The sequence below is a fragment of the Nocardia sp. NPDC051052 genome (assembly GCF_044456045.1).
Lineage (GTDB): Bacteria > Actinomycetota > Actinomycetes > Mycobacteriales > Mycobacteriaceae > Nocardia.
Map to the genome: position 1 here is coordinate 1 of NZ_JBITFL010000017.1, position 23,655 is coordinate 23,655.

The 23,655-nt window shown below is 66.9% G+C and carries 25 protein-coding genes; 9 read left to right on the plus strand and 16 right to left on the minus strand.

Features of this window, described 5'->3' with window-relative positions; translation table 11 throughout:
* Positions 1 to 89: 89 nt before the first annotated feature.
* From ACIBCN_RS38795 to ACIBCN_RS38810, 4 genes are all read right to left on the minus strand, one after another.
* The gene (locus ACIBCN_RS38795) at positions 90 to 470 is read right to left on the minus strand and encodes a hypothetical protein (RefSeq protein ID WP_396997122.1); all 381 of its coding nucleotides are present in this window, start codon (positions 468 to 470) and stop codon (positions 90 to 92) included.
* 83 nt (positions 471 to 553) lie between these two features.
* On the minus strand, positions 554 to 808 hold the full coding sequence (locus tag ACIBCN_RS38800) for a 2Fe-2S iron-sulfur cluster-binding protein (RefSeq protein ID WP_396997123.1): 255 nt from the start codon (positions 806 to 808) through the stop codon (positions 554 to 556).
* Positions 805 to 2,148, minus strand: coding sequence for an oxygenase MpaB family protein (locus tag ACIBCN_RS38805; protein ID WP_396997124.1), 1,344 nt, complete (start codon positions 2,146 to 2,148; stop codon positions 805 to 807). The genes ACIBCN_RS38800 and ACIBCN_RS38805 overlap by 4 nt, the downstream gene beginning before the upstream one ends.
* 3 nt (positions 2,149 to 2,151) lie before the next feature.
* Entirely contained in the window at positions 2,152 to 3,171 is a 1,020-nt protein-coding gene (locus ACIBCN_RS38810; RefSeq protein ID WP_396997126.1) for an oxygenase MpaB family protein, read from the minus strand.
* 95 nt (positions 3,172 to 3,266) lie between these two features.
* Between ACIBCN_RS38810 and ACIBCN_RS38815 the strand changes: the two genes are divergently transcribed.
* A complete protein-coding gene (locus tag ACIBCN_RS38815; protein WP_396997128.1) occupies positions 3,267 to 3,884 on the plus strand; it encodes a TetR/AcrR family transcriptional regulator in 618 nt (205 codons plus the stop codon).
* 34 nt (positions 3,885 to 3,918) lie between these two features.
* Here the strand turns inward: ACIBCN_RS38815 and ACIBCN_RS38820 are convergent, their stop codons facing one another.
* Together ACIBCN_RS38820 and ACIBCN_RS38825 are read right to left on the minus strand one after the other, a co-directional pair.
* A complete protein-coding gene (locus ACIBCN_RS38820; protein ID WP_396997129.1) occupies positions 3,919 to 5,364 on the minus strand; it encodes an amino acid permease in 1,446 nt (481 codons plus the stop codon).
* A 305-nt stretch (positions 5,365 to 5,669) separates the two neighbouring features.
* The gene (locus tag ACIBCN_RS38825; RefSeq protein WP_396997130.1) at positions 5,670 to 6,497 is read right to left on the minus strand and encodes an NADPH-dependent oxidoreductase; all 828 of its coding nucleotides are present in this window, start codon (positions 6,495 to 6,497) and stop codon (positions 5,670 to 5,672) included.
* Positions 6,498 to 6,636: 139 nt separating this feature from the next.
* On the opposite strand from ACIBCN_RS38825, the gene ACIBCN_RS38830 reads away from it, so the two are divergent.
* A complete protein-coding gene (locus tag ACIBCN_RS38830) occupies positions 6,637 to 7,398 on the plus strand; it encodes a siderophore-interacting protein (RefSeq protein ID WP_396997131.1) in 762 nt (253 codons plus the stop codon).
* A 56-nt stretch (positions 7,399 to 7,454) separates the two neighbouring features.
* Here the strand turns inward: ACIBCN_RS38830 and ACIBCN_RS38835 are convergent, their stop codons facing one another.
* A complete protein-coding gene (locus tag ACIBCN_RS38835) occupies positions 7,455 to 8,264 on the minus strand; it encodes an alpha/beta fold hydrolase (RefSeq protein WP_396997133.1) in 810 nt (269 codons plus the stop codon).
* A gap of 376 nt (positions 8,265 to 8,640) precedes the next feature.
* On the opposite strand from ACIBCN_RS38835, the gene ACIBCN_RS38840 reads away from it, so the two are divergent.
* A complete protein-coding gene (locus ACIBCN_RS38840; protein ID WP_396997134.1) occupies positions 8,641 to 8,997 on the plus strand; it encodes a hypothetical protein in 357 nt (118 codons plus the stop codon).
* 60 nt (positions 8,998 to 9,057) lie between these two features.
* Here ACIBCN_RS38840 and ACIBCN_RS38845 read toward each other — a convergent pair whose 3' ends face one another.
* The 3 genes from ACIBCN_RS38845 to ACIBCN_RS38855 are packed head-to-tail and all read right to left on the minus strand — an operon-like array spanning position 9,058 to position 11,863.
* Positions 9,058 to 10,107 carry an ABC transporter substrate-binding protein gene (locus tag ACIBCN_RS38845; protein ID WP_396997135.1) on the minus strand — a complete coding sequence of 350 codons (1,050 nt, stop codon included), beginning with the start codon at positions 10,105 to 10,107 and terminating at the stop codon, positions 9,058 to 9,060.
* Between the two features lie 3 nt (positions 10,108 to 10,110).
* A complete protein-coding gene (locus tag ACIBCN_RS38850) occupies positions 10,111 to 10,995 on the minus strand; it encodes an ABC transporter permease (RefSeq protein WP_396997136.1) in 885 nt (294 codons plus the stop codon).
* On the minus strand, positions 10,985 to 11,863 hold the full coding sequence (locus ACIBCN_RS38855; RefSeq protein ID WP_396997137.1) for an ABC transporter ATP-binding protein: 879 nt from the start codon (positions 11,861 to 11,863) through the stop codon (positions 10,985 to 10,987). Before ACIBCN_RS38855 ends, ACIBCN_RS38850 begins: the two co-directional genes overlap by 11 nt.
* Positions 11,864 to 12,010: 147 nt before the next feature.
* On the opposite strand from ACIBCN_RS38855, the gene ACIBCN_RS38860 reads away from it, so the two are divergent.
* Together ACIBCN_RS38860 and ACIBCN_RS38865 are read left to right on the plus strand one after the other, a co-directional pair.
* The gene (locus tag ACIBCN_RS38860; protein ID WP_396997139.1) at positions 12,011 to 13,699 is read left to right on the plus strand and encodes an ATP-binding protein; all 1,689 of its coding nucleotides are present in this window, start codon (positions 12,011 to 12,013) and stop codon (positions 13,697 to 13,699) included.
* Positions 13,681 to 14,370, plus strand: coding sequence for a response regulator (locus ACIBCN_RS38865; RefSeq protein WP_396997140.1), 690 nt, complete (start codon positions 13,681 to 13,683; stop codon positions 14,368 to 14,370). The genes ACIBCN_RS38860 and ACIBCN_RS38865 overlap by 19 nt, the downstream gene beginning before the upstream one ends.
* A gap of 16 nt (positions 14,371 to 14,386) precedes the next feature.
* Here ACIBCN_RS38865 and ACIBCN_RS38870 read toward each other — a convergent pair whose 3' ends face one another.
* The 3 genes from ACIBCN_RS38870 to ACIBCN_RS38880 form a co-directional block, all read right to left on the minus strand.
* Complete coding sequence (locus tag ACIBCN_RS38870; protein ID WP_396997141.1) at positions 14,387 to 14,836, minus strand: MarR family winged helix-turn-helix transcriptional regulator; 450 nt, start codon at positions 14,834 to 14,836, stop codon at positions 14,387 to 14,389.
* Positions 14,829 to 15,272 carry an SRPBCC family protein gene (locus ACIBCN_RS38875; RefSeq protein WP_396997142.1) on the minus strand — a complete coding sequence of 148 codons (444 nt, stop codon included), beginning with the start codon at positions 15,270 to 15,272 and terminating at the stop codon, positions 14,829 to 14,831. Before ACIBCN_RS38875 ends, ACIBCN_RS38870 begins: the two co-directional genes overlap by 8 nt.
* A gap of 68 nt (positions 15,273 to 15,340) precedes the next feature.
* Positions 15,341 to 15,913, minus strand: a complete 573-nt coding sequence (locus ACIBCN_RS38880) for a carboxymuconolactone decarboxylase family protein (protein WP_396997143.1) — start codon at positions 15,911 to 15,913, stop codon at positions 15,341 to 15,343.
* 69 nt (positions 15,914 to 15,982) lie between these two features.
* Between ACIBCN_RS38880 and ACIBCN_RS38885 the strand changes: the two genes are divergently transcribed.
* Positions 15,983 to 16,357: a winged helix-turn-helix transcriptional regulator gene (locus ACIBCN_RS38885; RefSeq protein ID WP_396997144.1), complete on the plus strand. Its 375-nt coding sequence runs from the start codon at positions 15,983 to 15,985 to the stop codon at positions 16,355 to 16,357.
* Positions 16,358 to 16,372: 15 nt separating this feature from the next.
* Here the strand turns inward: ACIBCN_RS38885 and ACIBCN_RS38890 are convergent, their stop codons facing one another.
* Genes ACIBCN_RS38890 through ACIBCN_RS38900 form a run of 3 tightly spaced genes read right to left on the minus strand, consistent with a single transcriptional unit; the run spans position 16,373 to position 19,211 of the window.
* Positions 16,373 to 16,915, minus strand: coding sequence for an LppP/LprE family lipoprotein (locus tag ACIBCN_RS38890; RefSeq protein ID WP_396997145.1), 543 nt, complete (start codon positions 16,913 to 16,915; stop codon positions 16,373 to 16,375).
* A gap of 50 nt (positions 16,916 to 16,965) precedes the next feature.
* The gene (locus ACIBCN_RS38895) at positions 16,966 to 17,658 is read right to left on the minus strand and encodes an HAD family hydrolase (RefSeq protein WP_396997147.1); all 693 of its coding nucleotides are present in this window, start codon (positions 17,656 to 17,658) and stop codon (positions 16,966 to 16,968) included.
* Positions 17,655 to 19,211: a mannitol dehydrogenase family protein gene (locus ACIBCN_RS38900; RefSeq protein WP_396997148.1), complete on the minus strand. Its 1,557-nt coding sequence runs from the start codon at positions 19,209 to 19,211 to the stop codon at positions 17,655 to 17,657. The genes ACIBCN_RS38895 and ACIBCN_RS38900 overlap by 4 nt, the downstream gene beginning before the upstream one ends.
* A 586-nt stretch (positions 19,212 to 19,797) precedes the next feature.
* On the opposite strand from ACIBCN_RS38900, the gene ACIBCN_RS38905 reads away from it, so the two are divergent.
* The 3 genes from ACIBCN_RS38905 to ACIBCN_RS38915 all read left to right on the plus strand — a co-directional run bounded on the left by ACIBCN_RS38905 (position 19,798) and on the right by ACIBCN_RS38915 (position 23,622).
* Positions 19,798 to 20,847: a Gfo/Idh/MocA family oxidoreductase gene (locus tag ACIBCN_RS38905; RefSeq protein WP_396997150.1), complete on the plus strand. Its 1,050-nt coding sequence runs from the start codon at positions 19,798 to 19,800 to the stop codon at positions 20,845 to 20,847.
* 117 nt (positions 20,848 to 20,964) lie between these two features.
* The gene (locus tag ACIBCN_RS38910; protein ID WP_396997152.1) at positions 20,965 to 21,870 is read left to right on the plus strand and encodes a bile acid:sodium symporter family protein; all 906 of its coding nucleotides are present in this window, start codon (positions 20,965 to 20,967) and stop codon (positions 21,868 to 21,870) included.
* Between the two features lie 39 nt (positions 21,871 to 21,909).
* Positions 21,910 to 23,622, plus strand: coding sequence for a protein kinase (locus tag ACIBCN_RS38915; RefSeq protein WP_396997154.1), 1,713 nt, complete (start codon positions 21,910 to 21,912; stop codon positions 23,620 to 23,622).
* Positions 23,623 to 23,655: the final 33 nt, after the last annotated feature.

Genomic DNA, 23,655 nt, shown 5'->3' on the forward strand with positions numbered 1-23,655 from the left:
CGGCACTTCGGACAAGCCACAACCCGGACTCACCACTAACCAGACTAACCCCGACCTGCAAACCACGCCTTGACACGAGAGGGGAGCCATTACCGGGCGGGTTCTTGGTCCAGTCGCGTGGTTGGGCTTCGGCGCGGGTGATCGAGGCTTCGCGAGAGCGTGTCGATCGTGGCGTCGGTGTCCGCCTCGATCCGATCGATGTCGGCTTTGGACATGGACAACGCGGGCGCCGCGCTGGGGTTTTCGTTGGCCGCCGTCTCGAGGTCGAAGTTGAGCCGCTGCTGATCCAACCCGGCGATCGCGTTCCACACCTGCTCGACATCGGTGATATCGGTATCGCCCGTCACCGCCGATGACCGCGGCGGATCCGCCGCGACCGGCAACGGAGTGATCAATACGCCCGCCACGATGACTGACAGCGACAGCAAAAAGGACGTGCCGTGCCGGGCGCCCCTCCGATTGATAGCCATCAAACATGACCGTAACTACCTCACCTCATTCGGACACGCACCACACGCGTTTCAGAACCCCCCTCAACTAGGCGCCATTGGGGTTAGAGGTCGAGGATGAGGTGGGTGAGGGGGCCGGGGGCGGTTGTGCAGAGGCGGAGGGGGCGGGGGTAGTGGTCGCGAGGGTGGGGGCCGGTGGCGGCGAGGGCTACCGTTTCGCAGGTTCCGCAGATGCCTGCTCGGCACATCGAGTCGATGGCGATGCCCTCGTCCTCGAGTGCCTCGAGCACGGTGCAGGCGGGTGATACCAGCACTGTGCGGCCGGATTTGCGCAGTTCGACCACGAGGGGCGGGATCATCGGACGGGGCAGCGGGCTAGGCCGGTGGCTGATTCGTCGTGTTGGTCGTAGGGGGTGCCGTAGATGCCGACGCGGGCGGCGAGCAGCTTCGCGACCTTGGTGTTGCGGCGCCAGACCGGGTCGTCGGCGGCCGCTCGGCGGACCATGCGGGCGCGGGCGCCCGGTAGTGCGTCGTCGAGTGCGCGAAGCCGGACGTCGAGGGTGGCCGCGACGCCGGTCAGTGTCGACCATGGTTGTACCGGCACCTCACGTAAAGGTGTGCTGCGGAACAACTCTCGCACGAGCCCTTCGCTACTGAAGTAGGTCAGCAAGCCGAGCAGGGGCGCCGTCGCTTGGACCTTCAGTCGATCGATGACGCTGGTGGCGCCTGCGAGGCGATGCGTTGCCGCCCCCGCCATGTTCGCGGTCCATTCCGGGGCGACACCGGCCGTGGCGACCATGTAGTCCGACATCTCCATGCCTTCGACGGCGGTACGCGGGATCAGTTCGTCCGCGACGCCGAACACGTAGGCGATGTAAGCCCAGTAGTGCATCACCGCATTCAGTTGCCGCTCAGTAGATTTACGGCCGTGGGCGTGGTCGAAGCACATCGGCGACAGGCCGAAGGTCACCGCAGCGCCCAGCATCGTGCTGTTGGAGATGGGGTTGCCGTGCGTGGCGAAATGGTCGGCACCCCAGGCACGGCGCAGCCCGGCGCGCACCTGGGCGTGCATGAGCCGCACGCGCACAGTGTCTTTGAAGACCGGCGACCAGCGGTCCATGCCGCCGCGGACCGTCACATTGCGGAACCACGTGGAGGTCTCCAGGTTTCGCCGGTAGGGATCGTTGACGAATCGTCCGGTAGCGCCGGTCGCGGAGGCGACCTCGGCGCCGACGAAGGTGCCCATGAAGTCCTGCACGCCCATGGCGAGCTTGCCGGAGGTGGAAACGTTGATCCACAGTTGGCGGCCGCGCTCCCAGAGGTCGGGGTCGTACCAGTCCGGTGGATTGTCCAGCGTAGTGAACAGCGCGACGAGTTCCGGTGGCGGCGCGTCGAGTGTGTCGATGCCGTGGTCGAGCGCCTGATCGAGCAGCCGCCTGCCCTCGGCGGTGCCGATTCGGCGGAACGCGGCGACCAGCTGGTCCATCGGCTCGTCACCCTGCCAGAGGTGGTCGGCCATCAGGCGGGTGCGCGGGGTCTGCGCCGGGACCGGCCGTACGTCGATCCACGGCGACAGGATCGATTTCCTTGGCTCGTACCATAATTCGGAGGCGACGGCACGCGGCGGCGGCGGGCGCAGCGGCATGCCCTGGCGATAATAGTAGTCGAACGGGTGCGCGGCGGTGTTCACGTCCAGCATCGGTCAAAATCCTGTCAGTTGCCGGAATTTCGAGGCGGGGGTCGATCCGTGATCGGCGTGCACCGGGCAGTAGTGCTTGGGGTCGTCGCGGTGTTCGGTTGCGGGCCAGAGCAATTCAGGGGCCTCCGGCGGCGCCAGCGTCGCGGGCCGGAGCCCGCGTTCGCGGCGGCGACCGGCCCGGATGCGGGGGAAGAAGTAGCGGATCTCGTCCGGCGTCACCCGGTTCATCGCCGTGAACAGCGCACACCAGCGGTCGAACAGGAACTGGTCCCGTCGCGTCCAGGTGAAGCCCATCGTGCGCCGGATAGCCGGGTCGCACAGGCCGACAGTGACGAACTTGTAGAACTTGGCACCCGTCGGGCGAACGAGTCTCTCCCACAATGGTTTCGGTAGCAGGCCCAGTACCGGGAACGGTGGCACCGGGGCGTTCTCGGCCAGCCGGTACACATCCCAGGCGGCCTGCGTCGGCTCCAACACGTTCTCGCACATGTCATTCCAGTAGTCCTGGAACTCCGGCCAGCTCTTGGGGACGACCCGCATGCTCATCCCGTACATCTCGTACCACTGGTATTGCTCGCGCCACAGCTGTTCGCGTTGCGCGGGTGAGAGTCCGCCCATGAACAGTTCGCCCGCGCGCAGCGTCTGCACGAAGAACACCGCGTGTGCCCAATAGAAGGTGCCGGGGTCGAGCGCGTGATACCGCCGCCCCTGCGCGTCGACGCCCTTGATCGTGCGGTGATAGTCCACGATCTCGCGGGCGGTCTGCTCGGCCCGCGGACCGTCGAAGACCACGCCGACAATCGGATACGCCGAGCGCAGAACCCGCTGATAGAACTCGTCCTTGATCTCGGAGTGGTACTCGACGCCCGCGCCCAGACCGGGATGCATGTTCTGCACCATGCCCAGGAACAGCCCGCTGGGCGCGAAGTAGAGCGACCCGAAGATCCGCCAGGTCAACGAGTCCGGACCGAGTGGCACGGGTGCACGGTGGCTCTCGTGCAGCACGTCATTGTGTGCAACCATGCTTTGATGCTGACACGAATAAATACTCGCGTTCAATTCGTCTTCTGATGCCACCGAAGACGCGGAAAACGCCGCAGCAGCAACGCTCTCGCGCCATGGTGCAGCGCATCATCGACGCGGGCCAGGCTGTGCTCATCGAGCACGGTTATGACGGCGCGTCCACCAATCGGATCGCCGAAGCGGCCGGAATCAGTCCCGGTTCGCTGTACCAATACTTTCCGGGCAAGGACGCCATCGTCACCGCGGTGATCGACCGCTACAACAGCGAGGTGGCGTCGCGGGTGCACAGCAGCGTGCTCGCCCAGCTCCATCAGCCGCCCGAAACCGCCGTTCCAGCAACGATTTCCGCGCTGCTCGACGCGCTCGGCAGTCATCCCGCGCTGCTGCGCGCCGTCATCGAACAGACGCCGCGGCTCAGCGGCGACACCACCGTGTTCGCCTTCGAGCAGCAGATCGGCGAGCTGGCTCGCGTCGCGCTGACCATGCACCGGCACTCGCTGCCCGACGACGTCGACTTCGAGGCGGCCTCCTGGATGCTGGTCCGCGCGGTCGAACACCTGGCCATCCGCTACATCCTGGACCAGCCCGCGGTCTCCCGCGAGCGCTTCCTCACCGAGATCACGCGACTGGTGCTGAACTACTTTCGGCCTGCGCCGGGGCTTTCACCTGCGAAAACCCCGGCGCCACGGCCATCACGAGCAGAACGCGAGTAAGCGGAGCCACGCCCGTGGGTGCGGCTATCGCGTCCTAGCGCCCTGCGGCGCTGCGTGCGGGATCCGTTGTGCTGCCGCCCTTTCCGAGGCGAGTGAGGGCGAGATAGCCGGCGGACACCAGCGCCGCCCAGACCACGCCGACGATCACGGCGGTGCGGCCGCTGTCGGTGAAGAAGAGCAACACGACCACCAGTGCGAGGAACGCCAGCGCCAGCACGGTCGTGTAAGGCGCGCCGGGCAGGCGGTAGTCGGTGGCCGGGAGTTCACCGCGCGCGACCCTGGCGCGGTAGATCAGGTGGCAGACCAAGATCATGCCCCAGACGAAGATGATGCCGATGGTGCTCACCGAGGTGATGTAGGCGAACGCCTTGTCCGGGGAGATGATGTTGACGACCACGCCGATCACCATCGCCGCGGCCGACGCCGAGATGCCGAGGTAGGGCACGTGGCGCGAGCTCAGCTTGTTCAGCGCGGCCGGGGCTTCGCCGTGCAGCGACAGGGTGCGCAGCATGCGGCCGGTCGAGTAGATGCCGGAGTTGCACGACGAGAGCGCCGCGGTCAGCAGCACGAAGTTGATGATGCCCGCGGCACCGGGGATGCCGATCTGCTGGAACACCTCGACGAACGGGCTCTTGCCCGCGTGGAAGGTCCGCCAGCTGGACACCGACATGATCACCAGCAGCGCGCCGACGTAGAACAGGCCGATCCGGAACGGCAGCGTATTGATCGCCTTGCGCAGCGTCTTGCGCGGGTCGCGGGCCTCACCGGCGGTGACGCCGACCAGCTCGACACCGACGTAGGCGAACAGCACGATCTGCAGCACCAGCAGCGACTGCCCGAAGCCGTTCGGGAACACTCCGCCGTCGGCCCACAGGTTGGTCACCGTCGGGTTGGCGGCGTGGCCGAAACCGATGGTCAGCACGCCGATACCGAGCAGGATCATGCCGATGATCGCGGTCACCTTGATGGTGGAGAACCAGAACTCGCCCTCACCGAACAGCCGCACCGAGATGAGGTTCGCCGCGAACATCACCGCGAGCACCACCAGCGCCGTGATCCACGGCTGGATGTCGAACCAATACTGCACGTACTTGCCCGCGACGGTGATCTCGGCCATGCAGGTGGCCACCCACACCGCCCAGTACGACCAGCCGGTGACGAAACCCGCGTAGCGGCCGAGGAATTCGTGCGCGTACTCGGCGAAACTGCCGGAGACCGGACGGTAGGTGAGCAACTCGCCCAGCGCCCGCATGATCACGAAGATCGCCACGCCGGCCGCGAGGTAGGCCAGGATCAGCGCAGGGCCGGCCTGCTCGATCGCGCCGCCCGCGCCGTAGAACAGGCCGGTGCCGATCGCGCCGCCGATGGCGATCATCTGAATGGTCCGCGGGCTCAGGCCGCGTGTGTAGCCCTCCGAATCGCCGGTGCCGGTCGAATCCTGGGTTCCAGCGTCCGATAAGTGACTGTCGGCGGCTGTCATAGTGCGGTCCTTCTCTCTTGCGGCAACGACGCGTACTCCCCGGGGCGACGGTCGGTGACCCCGGACACATGACATGGGATCATCGCATGTTCCGGAATCGGACAGCACGGCACGCTGCCGGTCTCGGCGGGGCCGGTTGCCTTCCGCGACACTGAACCGCAGGTCAGTGCGCTGGCTGCCGGGTAACGGCAGCCGTCAATTCATCCGGAGAGGATGGGTTCGTCGGCAGGCGTTCACCAGCGGGTCGGCGCGGTGCGGTTCAGCGTGGCGGCCTTCGATGAGCGCGGGCGGCGTTCCGACTCGTCTCACTTCAGGTAGAAGCCGTGATTCTCCAGTGATGCGCGCAGGCGGTGACGGCCGTTGAGGCTGGCCTCCGAGGCGAGCCGGGCCAGTACACGTTCGGTCCACGAGTGCGAGAGTTGTTGTTCGGCATAGAACTCGGCGATGCGATTCTCGTAGTCGGCGACGTGCTCGCGTTGCGCTGTCAGGTCGTAGGTTTCGTGGTGCAGGACCGCGCCCTGCGGCAGGCGGGGTTTGACCTTGGCATCCTCGGTCGGGTCGGGATGGCCGACGAGGAGGCCGAAGACCGCGAACACCTGCGGGGGCAGATTCAGTTCCACCGCAACGTCTTCCGGGTTGTTGCGGAGCGCACCGAGATAGACCGTGCCGAGCCCGAGGGATTCCGCCGCGACCACCGCGTTCTGCGCGGCGAGGGCGGCATCGATGAATCCGACGTAGCTGGATTCGAGGTAATCGGCACCGTCCAGCGGCGCTTCCTGGTCGTCCGCGAGTTGGCGTAGTCGCGCGAAATCGGCTGTCCAGACCAGCAATACGGGTGCCTGCACGATGTGCGCCTGATCGCCGGACAGCGCCGCGATCCGCGCTTTGCGCTCGGGATCGCGCACCGCGATGACGCTCCACACCTGCAGATTCGAGGAGGTCGGCGCGGATTGAGCGGCCGAAATCAGCAGGCGCAGCGTGTCATCCGAGACCGGGTCGGCGAGATAGCGTCGGACCGAACGATGCTCGTGCAGCACCTGCAGGACAGGGTTCCACTGCGCGGGTTCGGTAGGCTTGGGGTCACGGTAGCGCTGCCGCACCAGGTAGGCCGGCGTCGGCACGGTCTTGGTCATGTTTGTCATCCTGGACTGTCGCGGCGGGTTCGTCAGCGGTTGCTCGCACGGTGAGCCGAAGGGGCGTCGATATTTCCTTGGAGATCAACTCGGAGTAGGGTCGGTAAGGTAACCCTAATTAGCAGTGGGAGGAACACCTATGGCCCGACCCCGCACCACCCTGACCGTGCAGCACACCGAATGGTTGAGCCCGCACCTTATCCGGGTCCACTTCGGCGGCCCCGGCTTCGCCACGTTCCAGGCCAGCGAGTTCACCGATTCCTACGTCAAGTTCATCTTCGAACGCGACGGAATCGACGTGCTGCGCACCTACACCGTCCGCTCGATCGACCAGGACGCAGGCCAGCTCGCGGCCGATTTCGTGTATCACGGCGCCGAGGGCATCGCGGGACCGTGGGCGGCCGAGGCCAAGCCAGGCGACACCATCGATCTGTTCGGTCCCGGCGGGGCATACTCGCCCCGCCCCGACGCCGACTGGCACCTGCTGGCCGGTGACGAGGCCGCGCTGCCCGCCATCGCCGCCGCACTCGAGGCGATGGAGTCGACGGCTGTCGGCTACGCGTTCGTCGAGGTCGCCGGCCCCGACGACGAGCTGCCGCTGCGCAAGCCCGACGGTATCGAGCTCACCTGGCTGCACCGCGGCAGCCAGGCACCGGGCGAGGCGCTCGCCGAGGGTGTCCGCAACGCACCGTGGAAAGACGGCCAGGTGCAGGTCTTCATCCACGGCGAGGCACAGGCCGTCATGCACGACATGCGTCGCTACGTCCGCCGGGAACGCGGCGTGTCCGCCGAGTGGGCGAATTCGATCTCCGGCTACTGGCGGCGCGGACGCACCGAAGAGGGCTTCCGCGAATGGAAGGCCGAGCTCAAAGAAAAAGAAACCGCGCCGGCCAACGGCTGAGCGTCAGACAGTCCCGCTGCCGCGCACGTGTTCACCAGCCGCGCGCGGCAGTGGGATCAGCGAGCGCGGCAGTTCAGGACCTCATCGATCGCCGATCGCGTCGCGGCGACATATTTCGACGGGTCGGTAAGGAAAACATCGTGTGCGGCGTCGATTTCGATCACCGTCGCCTCGAGCAGAGCAGCCAATTCACGCTGATCTTTGGGCGGCACCGCACCGTCTCGCGTGGTCAGCACCACTGCCGTTGGCAATCCGGCGAGTTCCGGCGCGTGCGGCCGGAAATCGAACACGTACTCGGCGAGAATCACGTCGACGATCACCCGCGGATGACACTGCCCCAACTCCGCCCGCAGCCACGGCCACAGCCGCGCGACCTCGTCGGACTTGACCCGCGCCTTCCAGAAGTAAGACAACGGTACAGACCGCCCGATCCCGCCACTGCGATGCGCGAACGGCCGCAAGCCCCGGAAAAACACCCGCCCGATCTTGTCCTCGGCACTGTCGAACGCCATCGCGGTCGCCTCGAACACCAACCCGCGCACCCGATCTCGATGTCGCCGCGCGAACTCCAAGCCGACCGGCCCACCCAGCGAATACCCGCACACCACCACTTGATCGATACCGAGCGCATCCAGCACGGCGGCCGCGTCATCCGCGCACTGCGCAATGTCGAACCGCTCCCCCGGCCCCAACGGCAATCCCCGCCCGTGCCCCCGCATGTCCATCGCCACCAGGCCGTGCTCGTCGGCAACAGGCCGCATCAGATGACAGAAGTTCACATCCGCCGTCAATGCCCAACCGTGCAACAAGAGCACCGGAGCAGCCCCGGGCACGAACCGGACATCGACGCTCGAACCGTCGGTCAACTCAACAGCTCGGCGCGGCGGAAACGCGATCGGAGCAGCGATCGCTGCACCACTTCGTGGAAGGCCCGTCACCTACTCGACGGTAGCCGATAGTCGTACCGGCGTCGGCCATGAACCTCCGGCCACCACCCTGGGGGCAACTGCTGGGCGCCCACTGCCACTGCCGGTCGGCCGACTGCCAGACGCTGCCAAGTTGAGTCCGACCGCTGTAACGATCCAGCAAATGTGATTACGCTCGGCCGAGTCGGAATTCATCACACGAATACCGGCTTCCGTTACGCGGGGGGGGGTGATGACGCGAGTTTATCGCTGTCAGAACACTTCTCGGCTTGGTGCGCGGCATTCGGTGTTCTCGTCGATCAATAGGAGCTCGGAAATGAAATCGCTGGCACAGACTGTGACCCGCGGCGTGGTTGCCGTATCGATCGGCGCGGCAATCTCGTTCGCGTACGGGACGATTCCGGCGCACGCCGATACCCAGAGCGTGGGGTGCGGCGATCACAATCAACAAGCCGTAATCAGTTCCACGAACGGATTCTTCCTGTGCTTCGAGGGAACCGGGCAGTCCTGGACGAGCACCATCAACGGCGTGGTGAGCATCTGGTCGGGCCCGTACACGGTGGTCGCCTCGACCGGCCAGGAAGATCCGGTCATCGTGCCGCCGTACACCACGAATTCCGATGGTTCCGGGCGTCCGTACACCATCATCGATGTCCAGCTTCTGCAGCTGTAGGGTTGCACGACTTCGGGTCCCGTGCCATGTTTCCAGCGCGGGACCCGAAGGGTTGCATCGCTATTGATTGGTGCGCAGCGCCTCCTCCACGAACTTCGTGGTGTAGGTCTTGTCCAACTTGATCCGGTCCCGCACCGGCGCCACATTGTGCGAATACTTGCCGAGAATATTCAAGACGTTCTCCGCCCCTTCGGCTTTCATCAGACCGTCACCATTGAACATGCCGATCGAGTCACGAATGGATTGGATATAGAGGTCCTTGCCCGCGTTCGCGTACTGCGAGGGCATCTTGGCGGCAATCTCCTCCGGCGTGTGCTTCTTGATCCACTGCAGCGTCTGCACGAAGGCCGACGCCAACTTCTGGACGATATCCGGGTGCGACTCGACGGTTTCGCAGCGCATGTACAGCGAGGTCGCCGGGTACAGCCCGCCGAGGGCGGCACGGGTGCTGGCCTCAGTGCGCATGTCCACCAGGATCTCGGCCTCACCCGAGTTGACCATCTGCGCCACCGTCGGGTCGGTGGTCATGCCCGCATCGATGCCGTTGTGGTTCATACCCGCGATGAAGGTCTGTCCGGCACCGGCCCGCACGCGGGTGTAGTCCGCAGTGGTCATGCCTTCGATTCCGGTGAGCGCCTGGGTCAGGAAGTCGGTCGAAGAACCGAACGACGTGACGCCCAGGTTTCGGCCGCGCAGATCCCGCACCGATTTGATGGTGCCGGCATCGGCCTTGGCCACCAGTTCCACCTCGCCGGGCACGTCGGCGAACTGCACCACCGAGGTGAGGCACTGCTCCTTGGCCTGTAGGTCGACGGTGTGGTCGTAGAAGCCGACCACCGCCTGTACATCGCCGGTCAGCAGCGCGGTTTCGGCGTTGGCGCCGGACTGCTCACCCAGCAGCGAGACGTCGATGTCGTTCTTCTCGAACAACCCGAGCTGCTTGGCAAGCATGGCGGGCAGGTAGATCACCTTCTCCAGGCCGCCGACCATGATGGTGATCTGCGGCCGCCCATTCGACATCGGGATGGTGCGCGACTCACGGCAGCCGCTGACCATCAGCAGTGCCGCGACGGCGAGCACAACGATCGCGGAATTCTTGAGGTACCTCATCGCTCAGATCCCGTGACTCGACTGTGCCTGCGACGGGCGCCATTTCAACAACTTGTTCTCGGCGAAGCCGATCGCCCACTCCGCGAGCAACGCGATCACCGTGATGATGATCATGCCCGCGTAGATGCCCGCCGAATCGAAGGTGCCCTGGGCGTTGCTGATCAGCAGGCCCAAACCTTTACTGGCACCGGCGTATTCACCGACCACCGCGCCGATCAAGGCGAAGCCGAACGCGGTGTGCAAGCTGGACAGGATCCAGGTGGTCGCGCTCGGCAGCACGATCGCGGTGAGCACCTGGCGCTTACCGGCGCCGAGGATGCGCGCGTTGTTGATGACATTGCCGTCTACTTCGCGCGCACCGGTGAAGGCGTTGAAGAACACCGCGAAGAACACCAGCACGACCACCGTCGCGACCTTCGAGCTGAGCCCGAGACCGAACCAGATGATGAACAGCGCGGCGAGCACGATGCGCGGTACCGCGTTGAGCGCCTTGATGAATGGCGCGAGCACGTCGGCCCAGTACCGGCTGCGGCCGAGCAGGGTGCCGAGCACGACGCCGGCGACCGCGCCGATCAGGAAGCCGAGCACGGCCTCCTCGACGGTGGTGAAGATCTGCAGCCAGATCGAGCCGAATTGGGTGCCCTCGGTGAACCATTCGACCAGCCGGTCCCAGATCAGGGTGGGCTTGGAGTAGAAGAACGGATCGATCCACAGCGAGGCAGTGAGCTCCCACGAGCCGAGCCACAGGGCGATCAAGGCCAATCGCAGGCCCCAGGTGCGGATGCGCGCGCGCCGGGCGTTGGTGCGCACCCGGGTGAGGATCTGCTCCTCGGTCTCGTTCTCCGGCACCGCTGCGGCGGAACCCTTTTCGAGGACGTTATGCGACACGGGAAGCTCCCTTGGCTCGAGCCGCCTCGACCTCGTCGCGCAGCGTTTCCCAAATCTCTTTGTAGATATCGCGGAATTCGGTGGTGAGCCGCACCTCTTCGACATCGCGTGGCCGATCGAGGGCGACGGTGAAGTTGCCGCACACCGTCGCCGGGCTCGCCGTCATCACGACGACCCGGTCGGCCAGCACGATCGCCTCCTCCAGGTCGTGGGTGACGAAGATGACCGCGGCCCTGTGTCCATCGCGGCGCTCCCGGGCCCCTCCGTGGTTACGCAGGCTGCCTCCTCCGGGGCCGTCGCTCGCGCCGGTACCCGCCCACACGCGCAGCAGTTCGTCCTGCATGAGCTGACGGGTCTGCACGTCGAGCGCGCTGAACGGCTCGTCCATCAGCAGGATTTCCGGGTCGTTGACCAGCGTCTGCGCCAGCGCGACGCGCTTGCGCATGCCGCCGGACAGCTGGTGCGGATAGTAGGTCTCGAACCCGGCCAGGCCGACCTTGTGCACCCAGACCGAAGCCTTTTCGCGCGCTTCGGATTTCGACGCGCCGCGCAACCGCGGGCCCAGGGCGACGTTGTCCAGCACGGACTTCCACGGCAGCACGGCGTCCTGCTGGAACATGTAGCCGATGCCGTCGGGGATGCCGTCGACGTCCTTGCCGCGCACCAACGTCCGGCCGGCCGAGGCGGGCTCGAGACCGGACACCAGCGACAGCGTGGTCGACTTGCCGCAGCCGGTCGGGCCGACCACGGAAACGAATTCGCCGGGGTGGACCTCCAGGTCGAGGTTCTTGACGGCGGTGTGGATACCGCCCCCGGTGCCGGGGAAACGCTTCGTTGCGCTCCGCAGCTCGATGAGTGGGTGGTTCATGGTGCTTGCTCCTGCGAGATCGAGGTAGAGCGAACGTACGTGTCCCCGGTCACACGGCGGAGCTTGTGCGCACAAGCCGTGCAAAGTGCCGATTCGCTAGTTCTGCGCATTCTGCTCACCCCTGGGGGGGTGGTCTATGCTGCGGCAATGGCGAATGAGGGCGCGCCTGCCGTGCGATTGAGGACTCAAGTTCTGCTGCTGCAGATCGTGGTGGTCACCCTGACCCTCGGCGTCGCCTTCGCCGTTTTCGGCTACCTCAGCGACCAACGGTTGCGCGACGGGTACGGCCAGCGCGCCCTCGCGATCGCGCGCACGGTCGCCGCCGATCCGGTGGTCCGGGACGAGGTGACCAAGTACGCGCCGGGCGCGATCAGCACCGACCCGCAGCTGCGCGAGCGGCTGGCCGCCGGGCCGCTGGAGCGGATCGCGGTGGACACGACGCAGCGAACCGACGCGTTGTTCGTGGTGGTCACCGACGATTCCGGGATCCGGCTGGCCCATCCGGACGCGGCGCGGCTCACCGAGCATGTGAGCACCGATCCCTCGGGCGCGCTCGCCGGGCGCGAGGTGATCGCCGAGGAGCGCGGCACGCTCGGCGACTCGGTGCGAGCGAAAGTCCCTGTCCTCGAACCTGGTTCGGATCGCATCGTGGGCGCGGTCAGCGTCGGCATCTCCACCGACGCGGTGCGCGACCAGTTGCTCGACGACCTGCGGACGGCGGGGCTGCTGGTGGGTGCCGCGCTGCTGGTCGGGATCGCGGGATCCATGCTGCTGGCCCGGCGCTGGCGCGGTCTGACGCTCGGGCTGGAGCCCGCCGAACTCGCCGAACTGGTGCGCGGTCAGGCCGCGGTATTGCACGGCATCGGCCGTGGCGTGCTAGCGGTCGATTCTTCTTGGCGCACAACGTTTGTCAATGACGAGGCGCGCAGGCTGCTCGGGATCGGCGCGGACATCGGGCGGCCGGTGGACGAGATCGGGCTGACGCCGCGAGTCCTAGAGGTGTTCCGCGGGCTCGACGAGCAGCCCGCGTCGGCGACGGTCGGTTCGCACATCGTCGTCGTCGCGGCGCGGCCGGTGCATCGGGACCGCCGCGATCTGGGCGCGGTGCTGACCGTGCGGGATCGCACCGACGTGGAGGCGCTCACTCGCCAGCTCGACGCCGTGCAATCGATGAGCACGGTGTTGCGCGCGCAACGGCACGAGTTCTCCAACAAGATGCACCTGATCAGCGGGCTGTTGCACGGCGGACGCACCGAGGAGGCGTCGCGCTCGATCGACGAGATGATCGGCGCCGGGCCGCTGGGCGCGGCCGCGCCCGGCATCGACGCCATCCACGATGCCTACCTGCAGGCCTTCCTCGCGGCGAAGGCGGCGCACGCGCGCGAAAGCGGCGTCGAACTGGTGCTCGGCCCGAACACCTGGGTGGACGGCAGCCTCGTCGATCCCGTCGATGTGACGACCGTGCTCGGCAATCTACTCGACAACGCGATCGAGGCGGTGCGCGCCTCGGACCATCCGGTCAAGCAGGTAGAAGTCGAACTGGTGCAGGAAGATTCGACGCTGCACATCGTGGTGGCGGACAGCGGTGACGGCGTCGCGCCGGAGCTGATCGATGTGCTGTTCACCGAAGGTACCTCCACCCGCGACGGCGGCGATGTGCCCGGCGGCCGCGGCGTCGGGCTCGCGCTGATCCGGCAGATCGCCCGCAACCACGGCGGCGACGTCCGACTAGCCAGTCCGCGCGGTGGCACTCCCCCGCTGACCGGTGCCGAATTCAATGCCCGCATTCCCGAAGTGCTCGTAGACAGCAAGGTGTCATGGCTCCATCAGACTTAACCGTTCTCGTCGTCGACGACGACTTCCGCGTCGCAAACCTGCATGCCGGAATAGTCGACTCCATCGCGGGCTTCACCGTCGCCGGTACCGCCAACACGCTGGCCACCGCCCGCGACATACTGGCGGCCGGGCCGGTCGACCTAGCCCTGGTCGACGTCTACCTCCCCGACGGTTCCGGCATCGACTTCGTCCGCGAATTGCGTTGCGACGCCATGGTTCTGACGGCTTCTACGGACAGCGGCGCCGTCCGCGCCGCGCTGTCCGCCGGAGCGCTGGCCTTCCTCGTCAAACCGTTCCCGCACACCGAACTCGCCGCCCGCCTGGCCGCCTACGCCCGCTACCGCCGCATCCTCACCGCCCCCCAGGTGGACAACGCCCGAGTAGACGCCGCACTCCAAGCCCTGCGCCCGGCCGGGACCGCGACCAGCACCCCCACCACCGTCACCTCCCCCACCAAAGACCTTGTCCTGCACTCGATCCTAGAAGCAGGAACCCCTCTCTCCGCCGGCGAAGTGGCCACCGCCATCGGCATCTCCCGCGCCACCGCCCAGCGCTACCTGGCCACCCTCGTAGGCACCGGCGTCCTGCGCATGGGCCTGCGCTACGGCAGCACCGGGCGTCCGGAGCAGGAGTACTCGGCGGCTCCCCGCGAGGCGAGATCGGAACGTTGAGATTCAACGACCCTCGTCAGTCGTGATCGATGTGCGGGATGCGTTGGGCGGCAATCGTTTGCAGGCGGGTCCTGAGCTCGGCGCTATCGGGGCCGAATATCTCAGCGTCCGTGTCGACGACTATCCGGATGCCACGACGCGCCAGGTCCTTGCCTGCCGCGGTGGCTTCGATGCGGAGGATGCGGGCATCGGCTGGGTCGGCGATCCGAGTGAGGAAGCCGCGGTCCGCCAATGCGCGGATCACCCTGGAGCCCATCATGCGGTCGGCGCCGGCCATGTCTACGACCTGCTGCTGGGTGGGTAGGTCGCCGTGGCGGGCGAGCCAGCCCGCGGACGCGAGAAGGTTGAACTGGGTCAGGGTCAGGCCGAGGGGGCGCAGGTTTCGCTCGACGGTGGCGCGCCATTCCAAGGCGGCGTGGTGCAGCCAGAAGCCGGGGCTCTGTAGCGGGCCCTGCGGCTCAGGCATGGGCGGCGTCCGCCGCGCGCCGGCGCTGCGCCTCTTGTTCGAGGGCGGCGAAGCTCAGGTGCATGTCGGAGCGAATGCCCTTCTCCCAGATGAGCCGGAAGATCGGGCGGAACGGGCCGTGTATCTCCATTCGTTTGACCACGCGCACGGCGCCCTCGCCGACCGGCGTGTAGGTGTAGTGGCCGCGGATCTTGCCGAACGGAATGCCCGCCTCGCTGGTCCATGAACCGCCCTCGTCGACAGCGGTGATCGTAAACGGTCCCGCCGGTGCGCCTTTGGGCTTCACCCAGCCCTTGGTGCCCGGCGCGAACGGCCCGTCGATGCGGGCCTTCTCTTCGTGTGGATCCCAGTCGGCCCAGTGCGCGACATCGGTGGCGGCCTGCCAGATCGACGCGATCGCTCCGCTGATCACCGCTTCCTCGGAAATGACGTACATGACGCTCCCTAATTGTTGTTGTGACAACAGTATCCGTTGTCGCGACAACAAGTCAAGGGCGCGCCCGTTCATGCCGGGAAGCGGCGAGCCCAGGGCTCGTGTTCGATACGGGCGGTGTTGATCACGGTGCTGAGCAGGCGGTACCAGCCGGTGGTGGTGATCAGCTCGAGGATTTGATCGTCGGGGTAGCGGGTGCGCAGATCGGACCAGAGGGTGTCGGAAATGGTTGCGGTGTCGTGGATTTCGTCGACCAGGTGGATCAGTGCGGCGTCATCGGCCGACCAGGCGGGGTCGTCGGGCTTGCCGATGGCCGTTGCCTCGATTTGCCTGGGAGTCAACCCGACTTCGGGCGCCTGGAGGACGGCGTGGATGCCCCATTCGTATTCGGCGTTCGCGCGGGCGCAGGTGCGGAGGATGACGATCTCGCGGTGGCGGGGTGGCACGCGGCCGTGGCCGAGGATGCCCGCGCCGAGGGGACGCATCCGGCCGAAGAGGTCGTCGTGGCGGGCCAGGGTGCGGAACAGCGCCAGGGGTTCGATGGCCGAGCCCGGCGGCATCCATTTGAGCAGTTGCGCCTCGATTTCCGGAGCGTAGGGCGGGCTCAAAGGTGCGATGCGCGGGGCGGCTTCAGTGTCGCTCATGGTCGATCCTCGTGCTTCCAGCGATGACGGCGTACTCTTGCTTCGAAAATAAGAGCAAGGATGGTGACGATGGTAGCTTCGGAATCCGAAGCAGGCAAGACCCCGGCGATCGGCGGGCCGGTGCGCGGGTCGCAGACCGGGCGGCCGATCATGGTGCTGCTGGATCTACTCGGCAGGCGGTGGGCACTGCGGGCGCTGTGGGAATTGCGCGACGGGCGGGCCGTGACGTTCCGCGAGTTGCAGACGCTGTGCGGTGGGGTGTCGGCCAGCGTGCTCAACGATCGGCTGCGCGAACTCCGGGACGCGCGAGTGGTGGTCGCGGAACCCAACGGCTACCAGCTCAGCGCGGACGGCCTCGACCTCGTCGCGGCGCTCGCGCCGCTACAGGTTTGGGTGCAGCGCTGGGCGGCGGAACCGGAACCTCCTGCGGCACAACAGCACTGACACCGGGAAGCGCGCCTACTTCGGCGGCGTCCCGATCATCCGCACTTGCTGTCCCTCCCAATGGAATTGGACGCGGGTGACGGTGCCATCGGGGCAGGCGTTGCAGCTGCCCGGCGTCTTGTAGGCCAACCCGACGGTGTCGTCGGTGGTGCGGTCGACGTCCAGCGACGTGAACCCGTGCGCCTCCGGCGTCGCGGTGCCGAGGTAAACACCCTTGTGGAACAGCAAGGCCTGGTTCGGCGAACTCCCAGTCGCGCCCTCGACCGTGACGATCACGGTGGACAGGGTGGCGCACGGATCGAAGTTGCCCTCGAACCCGCGCGCGTCGACAGACCACGGTGCCTGCGTGACCGGCTCCGCGGGCAGCGCCGCGATGGCGGACTGAATCACCTGCGCCGTCAAGTCGACACCGCATGCCGCAGGCCTGCTCGCCGTCGTCGGAGCCGCGTTGTGCACGTGGGTCTCCGACGACCCGCGGTCACCGTCGGCGGCACATCCGGCAGCCATCATGACGAGTCCAGCCCACACCAGTACCACGGGCCGAGCTATCCGCACCACGAAAGATCCTCTTCAGGTCCGCCGACAGATTCGATCTAGCTCGGATCAGCCTAGGCGGTCGACGCGGTCGACGGCGCATTGGCCACCGCGAGGTATTCGATTACCTGATGTAGGTCCGGATACAGCCGGTGCGCGAGCCGCCGGGACTCCTCGGTCGGCTGCACCAGATCGGGGACGAGGATGCAGCGCAGCCCCGCGGCGCACGCCGCGCGCAGGCCATTGGTCGAATCCTCCAGCGCGAGTGTCGTTTCCGTCTCGCCGCCGAGGGCGGCCATCGCCTTCAGGTACGGCTCGGGGTCGGGCTTGCCCTTGGTCACGTCCTGCCGCGTCACCACCACCTCGAACCGGTCGGCGATCCCGGCCAGTTGCAGATGGTGATCGGCGCGGTCGCGCGACGACGAGGTGGCGATCGCCTTCGGCACCCCTTGCGCCTCCAGCGCGTCGAGCAACGCCACCGCGCCCGGCTTGGTCGTCAGCCTGCCGCTGTCGACGAGCTGACGCAGGTGCACGTCGTGCAGCTCGAAGTACTCCTCCAACGGGAAACCCCGGCCGTACGCGGCCGCGGCGAGCGTCCGGCAGCGATCGGCGGGTACGCCGATCATGCTGCGGCAGAACTCGAACGGCATCTCGTAGCCGAGCTCGGCGCCCGCGCTGACCAACGACTCCATGGCCAGGCTTTCCGAGTCGATCAGCAAGCCGTCCATATCGAAGACGACCGCGCGAACCGGACTTTCGGCGTTCACCCGTTACTCCCTTCCGATTGCGGCGCCAACCGGCGCCGGACCGCGGCCTCGACACCGTCGCGGCTGATCTCGGCCAGGGCGTCACCGACCTGCCGCTGCACGTTCTCCAGTTCCGGTAGCGTGCCGAAAATATCGGTGCGCTGCAAGAACGCCTGCGCACAGCGGTGCGGATCGCTGTCGACCAGCACCGCGAGCGAATCTTCCCTCGGATCGATCAGCTCCATCACCGCGCCGGGCGCGTGGCTCGCGGTGAACCAGCGGATCCACGCGGCGATCAGCAAGGTCGCGCCCGGAGTCGGCCTGCCCGCCTCGATGTTGTCGCGCAGCGCGTCGACGACCCTCGGCATCATCTTGTCCGAGCCGTTGCGGCCGATCCGCGTCATGTCTTGCGCGATAGCCGGATTGCGGAAGCGCCGCATCAAATCGTCGACGGTCCTGCGCAATTCGGGTGCGCCGAGGGCCAGCGTCGGCCCCTGCTCGTCCAGCATGAACTGCCGGGCCAGCGCGGCGAGCGCCGGACTTGCCGTCGCCTCGGCGATGGTGCGGTGACCCGCCACCCCGCCGAGGTAGGCGAGCAGCATGTGCGTCCCGTTGAGCAGGCGCAGCTTGGCGAGCTCGTAATCCTTGACGTTGGAGACGAATTGGGCACCGCCGAGTTCCCACTGGGGGCGCTCGCCGTCGAAATCCTCGATCGTCCAGGTCATGAACGGCTCGGCCGAGACCGGCGCGAGATCCTCGATGCCGCCGAGCCAATTGCGGGCCACCGCGGCGTCGGTGGGCGCGGTCGGCTGCACGATGCGGTCCACCACGCTGTTCGGGAACTGCACGTGCCTGGCGATCCACTCGGCCAGATGATCGTCGCGCAGCAACGCGAAGTCGATGACCGCGCGGCGCAGCGTGCTGCCGTTCGCGCACAGGTTGTCGCAGCTGATGACTACCGGCGGGGTGCCGCCTCGGCGCCGGACCAGCTCGAGGCCCTGTGCGAGCATGCCGATCGGGGTGATCGGCCTGGTCGGCGAGCGCAGGTCGTGGCGGACGCCGGGGCAGTCCACCTCCAACCGCCCGGTGACCGGCGAAACGCAGTAACCGCTGGCGGTGACGGTGAGCGTGACGATCTTGACGCGGGGGTCGGCGATGCGCTGCGGCACGCCGATCAGGTCTGTCGGGGCGTGTACGGCCTCGGTGATCGAGCCGACCACTTCCACCCGCGCCTGCCCGTCCTCATGCAGCAGCGTGGTGTACAGGTGGTCCTGTGCCCGCAGCGCGTCGACGACGGTCGGGCGGTTGATCGCGACGGCGGCGATTCCCCAGCGCGGATCGCCGGTCTCGTTCATCGCGTGCTGGGTGGCCAGGGCCTGGTGAGCCCGGTGGAACGAACCGCAGCCCAGGTGCAGGATGCCGGTGGTCAGGCTGCGCGGGGCAAACCCTGGCCTGGCGACCGTGCTGGGCAGCTTGGCGAGCATGTCGGTGGACAGGCGCGGCACCACCTTGCCCGGTATCCGGGACGTCATTTCGGTTCGAGTTTTCTTCGCCGTAATCAGCGGCACACGCATGTGCGGCCTCCGTTGGGTCTGCGAGAAGGGGCGATATAGAACGCCGTATCAGCATTGACTAAGCGCCGTTTCACACGGTAGGTCAGGCTCGCCAGTATTTCGACAGCTAACCCGGAATCGACCAACTGAAGGCAGTTCGCAGCAGGTCATCTGGGGTATTGCAAATATTCCGTAAAGCACCACTTCAGGCCGCGTGAATCCTCGGTAACTATTACAAATATGCATCGCTGAAATACGCGTCGGTGACCTCTGTCACGCGTAGACATTTCCGATTTGCCCGATAGGAAACACTTTAAGATTGCTCTAAGATTTGCTGAATAATTGCTGACATTTCAGAGGGGAATACGGCGTAAACCGCGTCCATGCATGGTGGCCCGACGACGAGAAGCGATGCGGCATAGATACTTCCGAATGGAACCAGCGCCGATCGTCGGCGGCGCCCGGCAACCACCGGGCACAGTTCGTAAGCGAGGCTAAGAGTTGCCTTGCGGTTGCGGAAGGGCCCTCAGTGCGAAACGAAGGGATTCCACTCAGCGGCCGCTCGACCATGAACCGGATTCCCGGGACGATCCGCTAGCGTCGAGCCATGAGCTTGGACGTCGCTGTAGTCGGGTACGGGTTGGCCGGATCGGTCTTCCACGCTCCGCTGATCGCCGCCGAACCGCGCATGCGAGTTGCGGCGGTGGTCACCTCGTCGGCCGAGCGAGCGGCGCAGGCCGAGCGGGAACACCCTGGCGTCCGCGTCGTCGCCACCACCGACGAACTGTTCGCGGACCCCGCCGGCATCGACCTCGTGGTCATCGCGACGCCCAACCGCACGCACGCCCCACTGGCCGGACAGGCGCTGGACGCCGGACTTCCGGTTGTAGTCGACAAGCCATTCGCGGTGACGGCCGCCGAAGGCGAGGACCTGGTCGAGCGAGCCGAGCAGGCGGGGCTCGCGCTCACGGTGTTCCAGAACCGACGCTGGGACGGCGACTTCCTGACCGTCCGCGCCCTCGCCGAAGCAGGACGGCTCGGTGAAGTACGGCGCTTCGAGTCCCGATTCGAGCGCTGGCGCCCGGTGCCGAAAGGCGGCTGGCGCGAAGTGGGCGGCGCGGCCGACGGCGCCGGCCTGCTCTTCGACCTCGGCAGTCACCTCATAGATCAGGCTCTCACGCTGTTCGGTCCGGTGGCATCGGTGTACTGCGAACTGGATCAGCGGCGCACCGGGGTGCAGACCGACGACGATGCCTTCCTCGCGCTCACCCACGCCTCGGGCGTCCGCTCGCACCTGTGGATGAGTGCCGTTGCGCCGCAACTGGGTCCACGATTCCGGGTCCTCGGCTCGCAAGCGGCCTACGTCACCTACGGCCTCGATCCGCAAGAGAGCGCGCTCCGGGACGGCCGCCGCCCCGACGACGGCAAGCCATGGGGCACAGTCGAATCCGAGCACTGGGGCACGTTCGGGGCCGATCCAGCCGTCGAGCCGCTCCCCACCATCGCGGGCAACTACCCCGCCTTCTATACCGAACTGGCCGCCGCACTGCTGGACGGCGGTCGCGTTCCGGTCGACCCGCGCGACGCCGTCGCCACATTGCGCGTGCTGGAAGCCGCGCGCCGATCGGCCGCCGAGGGTGTTGTCGTCGCCGGGTAAACCGACGACAACCTCGACCCCAGCAAATCGACTGGCGACCAGCGTCATACGCCGATAACGTCGACGCTCGGTGTCGGCCGCGGGTAGGCCGAATGTTCGGCTGAGAGGAGATCCCCGGTGGGGTCAACGATTTTCGCGGTGTTCCTGCCGCTGGCCCTGGCCTTGGTGATGTTCGGACTCGGCTTGACTTTGGCCGTAGCCGATTTCGCCAGGGTGCTGCGCTATCCGAAGGCCGCGGTGATCGCGCTGCTCTGCCAGATGGTGCTGCTGCCCGCGGTCTGCGTCGGCCTGATCTACCTGTTCCGGCTCGAAGGCGCGCTGGCCGTCGGCATGCTGTTGCTCGCCGCATCGCCGGGCGGGCCGTCGGCGAACCTGTTCAGCCACATCGCGGGCGGCAACGTCGCGCTGAATATCACGCTCACCGCGATCAATTCGGTGCTCGCGGTGTTCACCATGCCGCTGATCGTCGCGTTCGCGTACAGCCAATTCCTGGACGGCGACGGGTCGTTCGGGCTGCGGCCGGACAAGTTCGCGCAGGTGTTCGCGATCGTGCTGGTGCCCGTCGCGATCGGCATGTGGGTGCATCACCGGTTCACCGGGTGGGCCGAACGGATGCGCGGCAACGTCAAGATCCTCTCGATCGTGGTACTCGCGCTGGTCGTGCTCGCGGCCGTGGCGAAGAACTTCAGCACGCTCACCGAAAACATCGGCAAACTGGCCTCGCTCAGCCTGATATTCGCCGTGATCAGTCTGGCCGTCGGGTATTTCGTGCCGCGGCTGTTCCGGGTCGACGCCGATCAGGCGATTGCCTCGGCCATGGAGATCGGCATCCACAACGGCGCGATCGCCATCGCCATCGCGGGGTCCGTGCTACACAACGACGCGATGGCGGTCCCGGGCGCGGTATATGGGGTGCTGATGAACGTCCCCGCCGCGATCGCGGCCTATCTGCTGGCCAGGTACGTGCGGCAAGACCGTCCGACACCGGTGCCGAGCACAGACACCGCGTCGAGCAGTAGGTAACCTTTCGATGTTCGACACTCGAAGGGAACCAGCATCGCGATGCGACCGCTCGGCGCAGACGATCCGACGCGGATCGGCGACTACCGGCTACTCGGCGTGCTCGGCGCGGGCGGCATGGGCCGGGTGTATCTGGGACGCAATGCCGGTGGTCGCACCGTAGCGGTCAAGGTGATCCGGCCGGACCTGGTCGGCGACAACGAATTCCGCGAACGGTTCCGGCGCGAGGTGACCGCAGCCCGGCGGGTCGGCGGGCAGTTCACCGCGCCGGTCCTCGACGCCGACGTCGACGCGGACCCGCCGTGGCTGGCGACGGGTTACGTGGCGGGCTTCTCGCTGACCGAAGCCGTCGACGAGTACGGACCGTTCTCGGAGAACTCGCTGCTGGTGCTCGCGCACGGGCTGGCCGAAGCCCTGGTCGCCGTGCACGCCGCCGACCTGGTGCACCGCGACCTCAAGCCGTCCAACGTGCTGCTCGCCCTCGACGGGCCCAAGGTGATCGACTTCGGCATCGCCCGCGCGATCGACGACAGCCAGTTCACCACCACCGGAAAGGTCGTCGGCTCACCGGGATTCATGTGCCCGGAACAGGTGACCGGCGATTCGGTCGGCCCGGCCAGCGATGTGTTCGCCCTCGGCGGAGTGCTGGTGTTCGCGGCCACCGGGCAGGGTCCGTTCGGGGTCGGCGAGATGGTGCAGATGCTGTGGCGGGTGGTGTACGAGGAGCCACGGCTCGACGCGGTGCCGGATCGGCTGCGTCCGCTCATCGCGGCCTGCCTCACCAAGGACCCCGCCGCCCGCCCGACCCCCGAGCGCGTCATCGCCGACCTGACCGCCCTGGGCCTGCCCGGACGCGGCGGCTGGCTCCCCGGACCCGCGCTGGAAGAGGTCAGCAGGCGCGCGGTGCAGTTGCTCGACCTGGACTCCGGACCGTTCGACGTGCCCGACGCACTGGGCCAGGCCGCGCATCCGACGCGGACCGCCGAAACAGTGGTGCGGCCGTTCACGGATCCCAACGTGCGGACCGCCACCAGCTTCCCCGGGGCCGGTCAACCGGATGCCACGCCGCGCTCGTGGTGGCAGGGCGCGCCTGACCCTGCCGGTCAGCCGCCGTATCTTTATGGGTCGCAAGATAGTTCGTACACGCCGCCGCCCCCGCTGCTGTCAGCTGGACAGCACGGCTACCAGCAGTCACCTGGGCCGCAAGATGTCTCATACGGTCACCAGCCACCGGCGGCACACCCCACATCACCACCCACCCGCCAACGCCCGCGCCGCCGTGCCGCGCTGATTGCCGGTGCAGTGGCGCTGTGCCTCGTCATAGCGGCCGCCGCCTTCGTGATAACCCAGCAGTTCACCAGCTCCAACGGCGCCACAGATCAGTCCGCCTCGACGCCGGGCGGTCCTGCTGCCGAATTGCCGGACGCGTTTATCGGCGAATGGAAAGGTACAGCCAAAGACCACATCACCAGCTTCGATATCGTGCTGACCCTGAACGCGGGCACGGTCGGCGAGGAACTCGGCAGCTCGTCCAACACCGGAAAAGTCTCCGGCACGACATGCGGCCGAGCGGAGACATTGACGGCCGCCGCTGCCGAAGAACTCACGCTCACCGCGCGACTCACCGAGGACGCCGGCGGCTGCAACGATGACGGCAACACCACGCACGTCAAGCTACTCCCCGACGGCACGCTGTCTTATCGGACCGACAGCGTCATCGGCGACATGGCGGGAATCCTGACCAAAACCTCGTGACCCGGCTTGCGCTACCAGGTAGCTGAGGAAGTG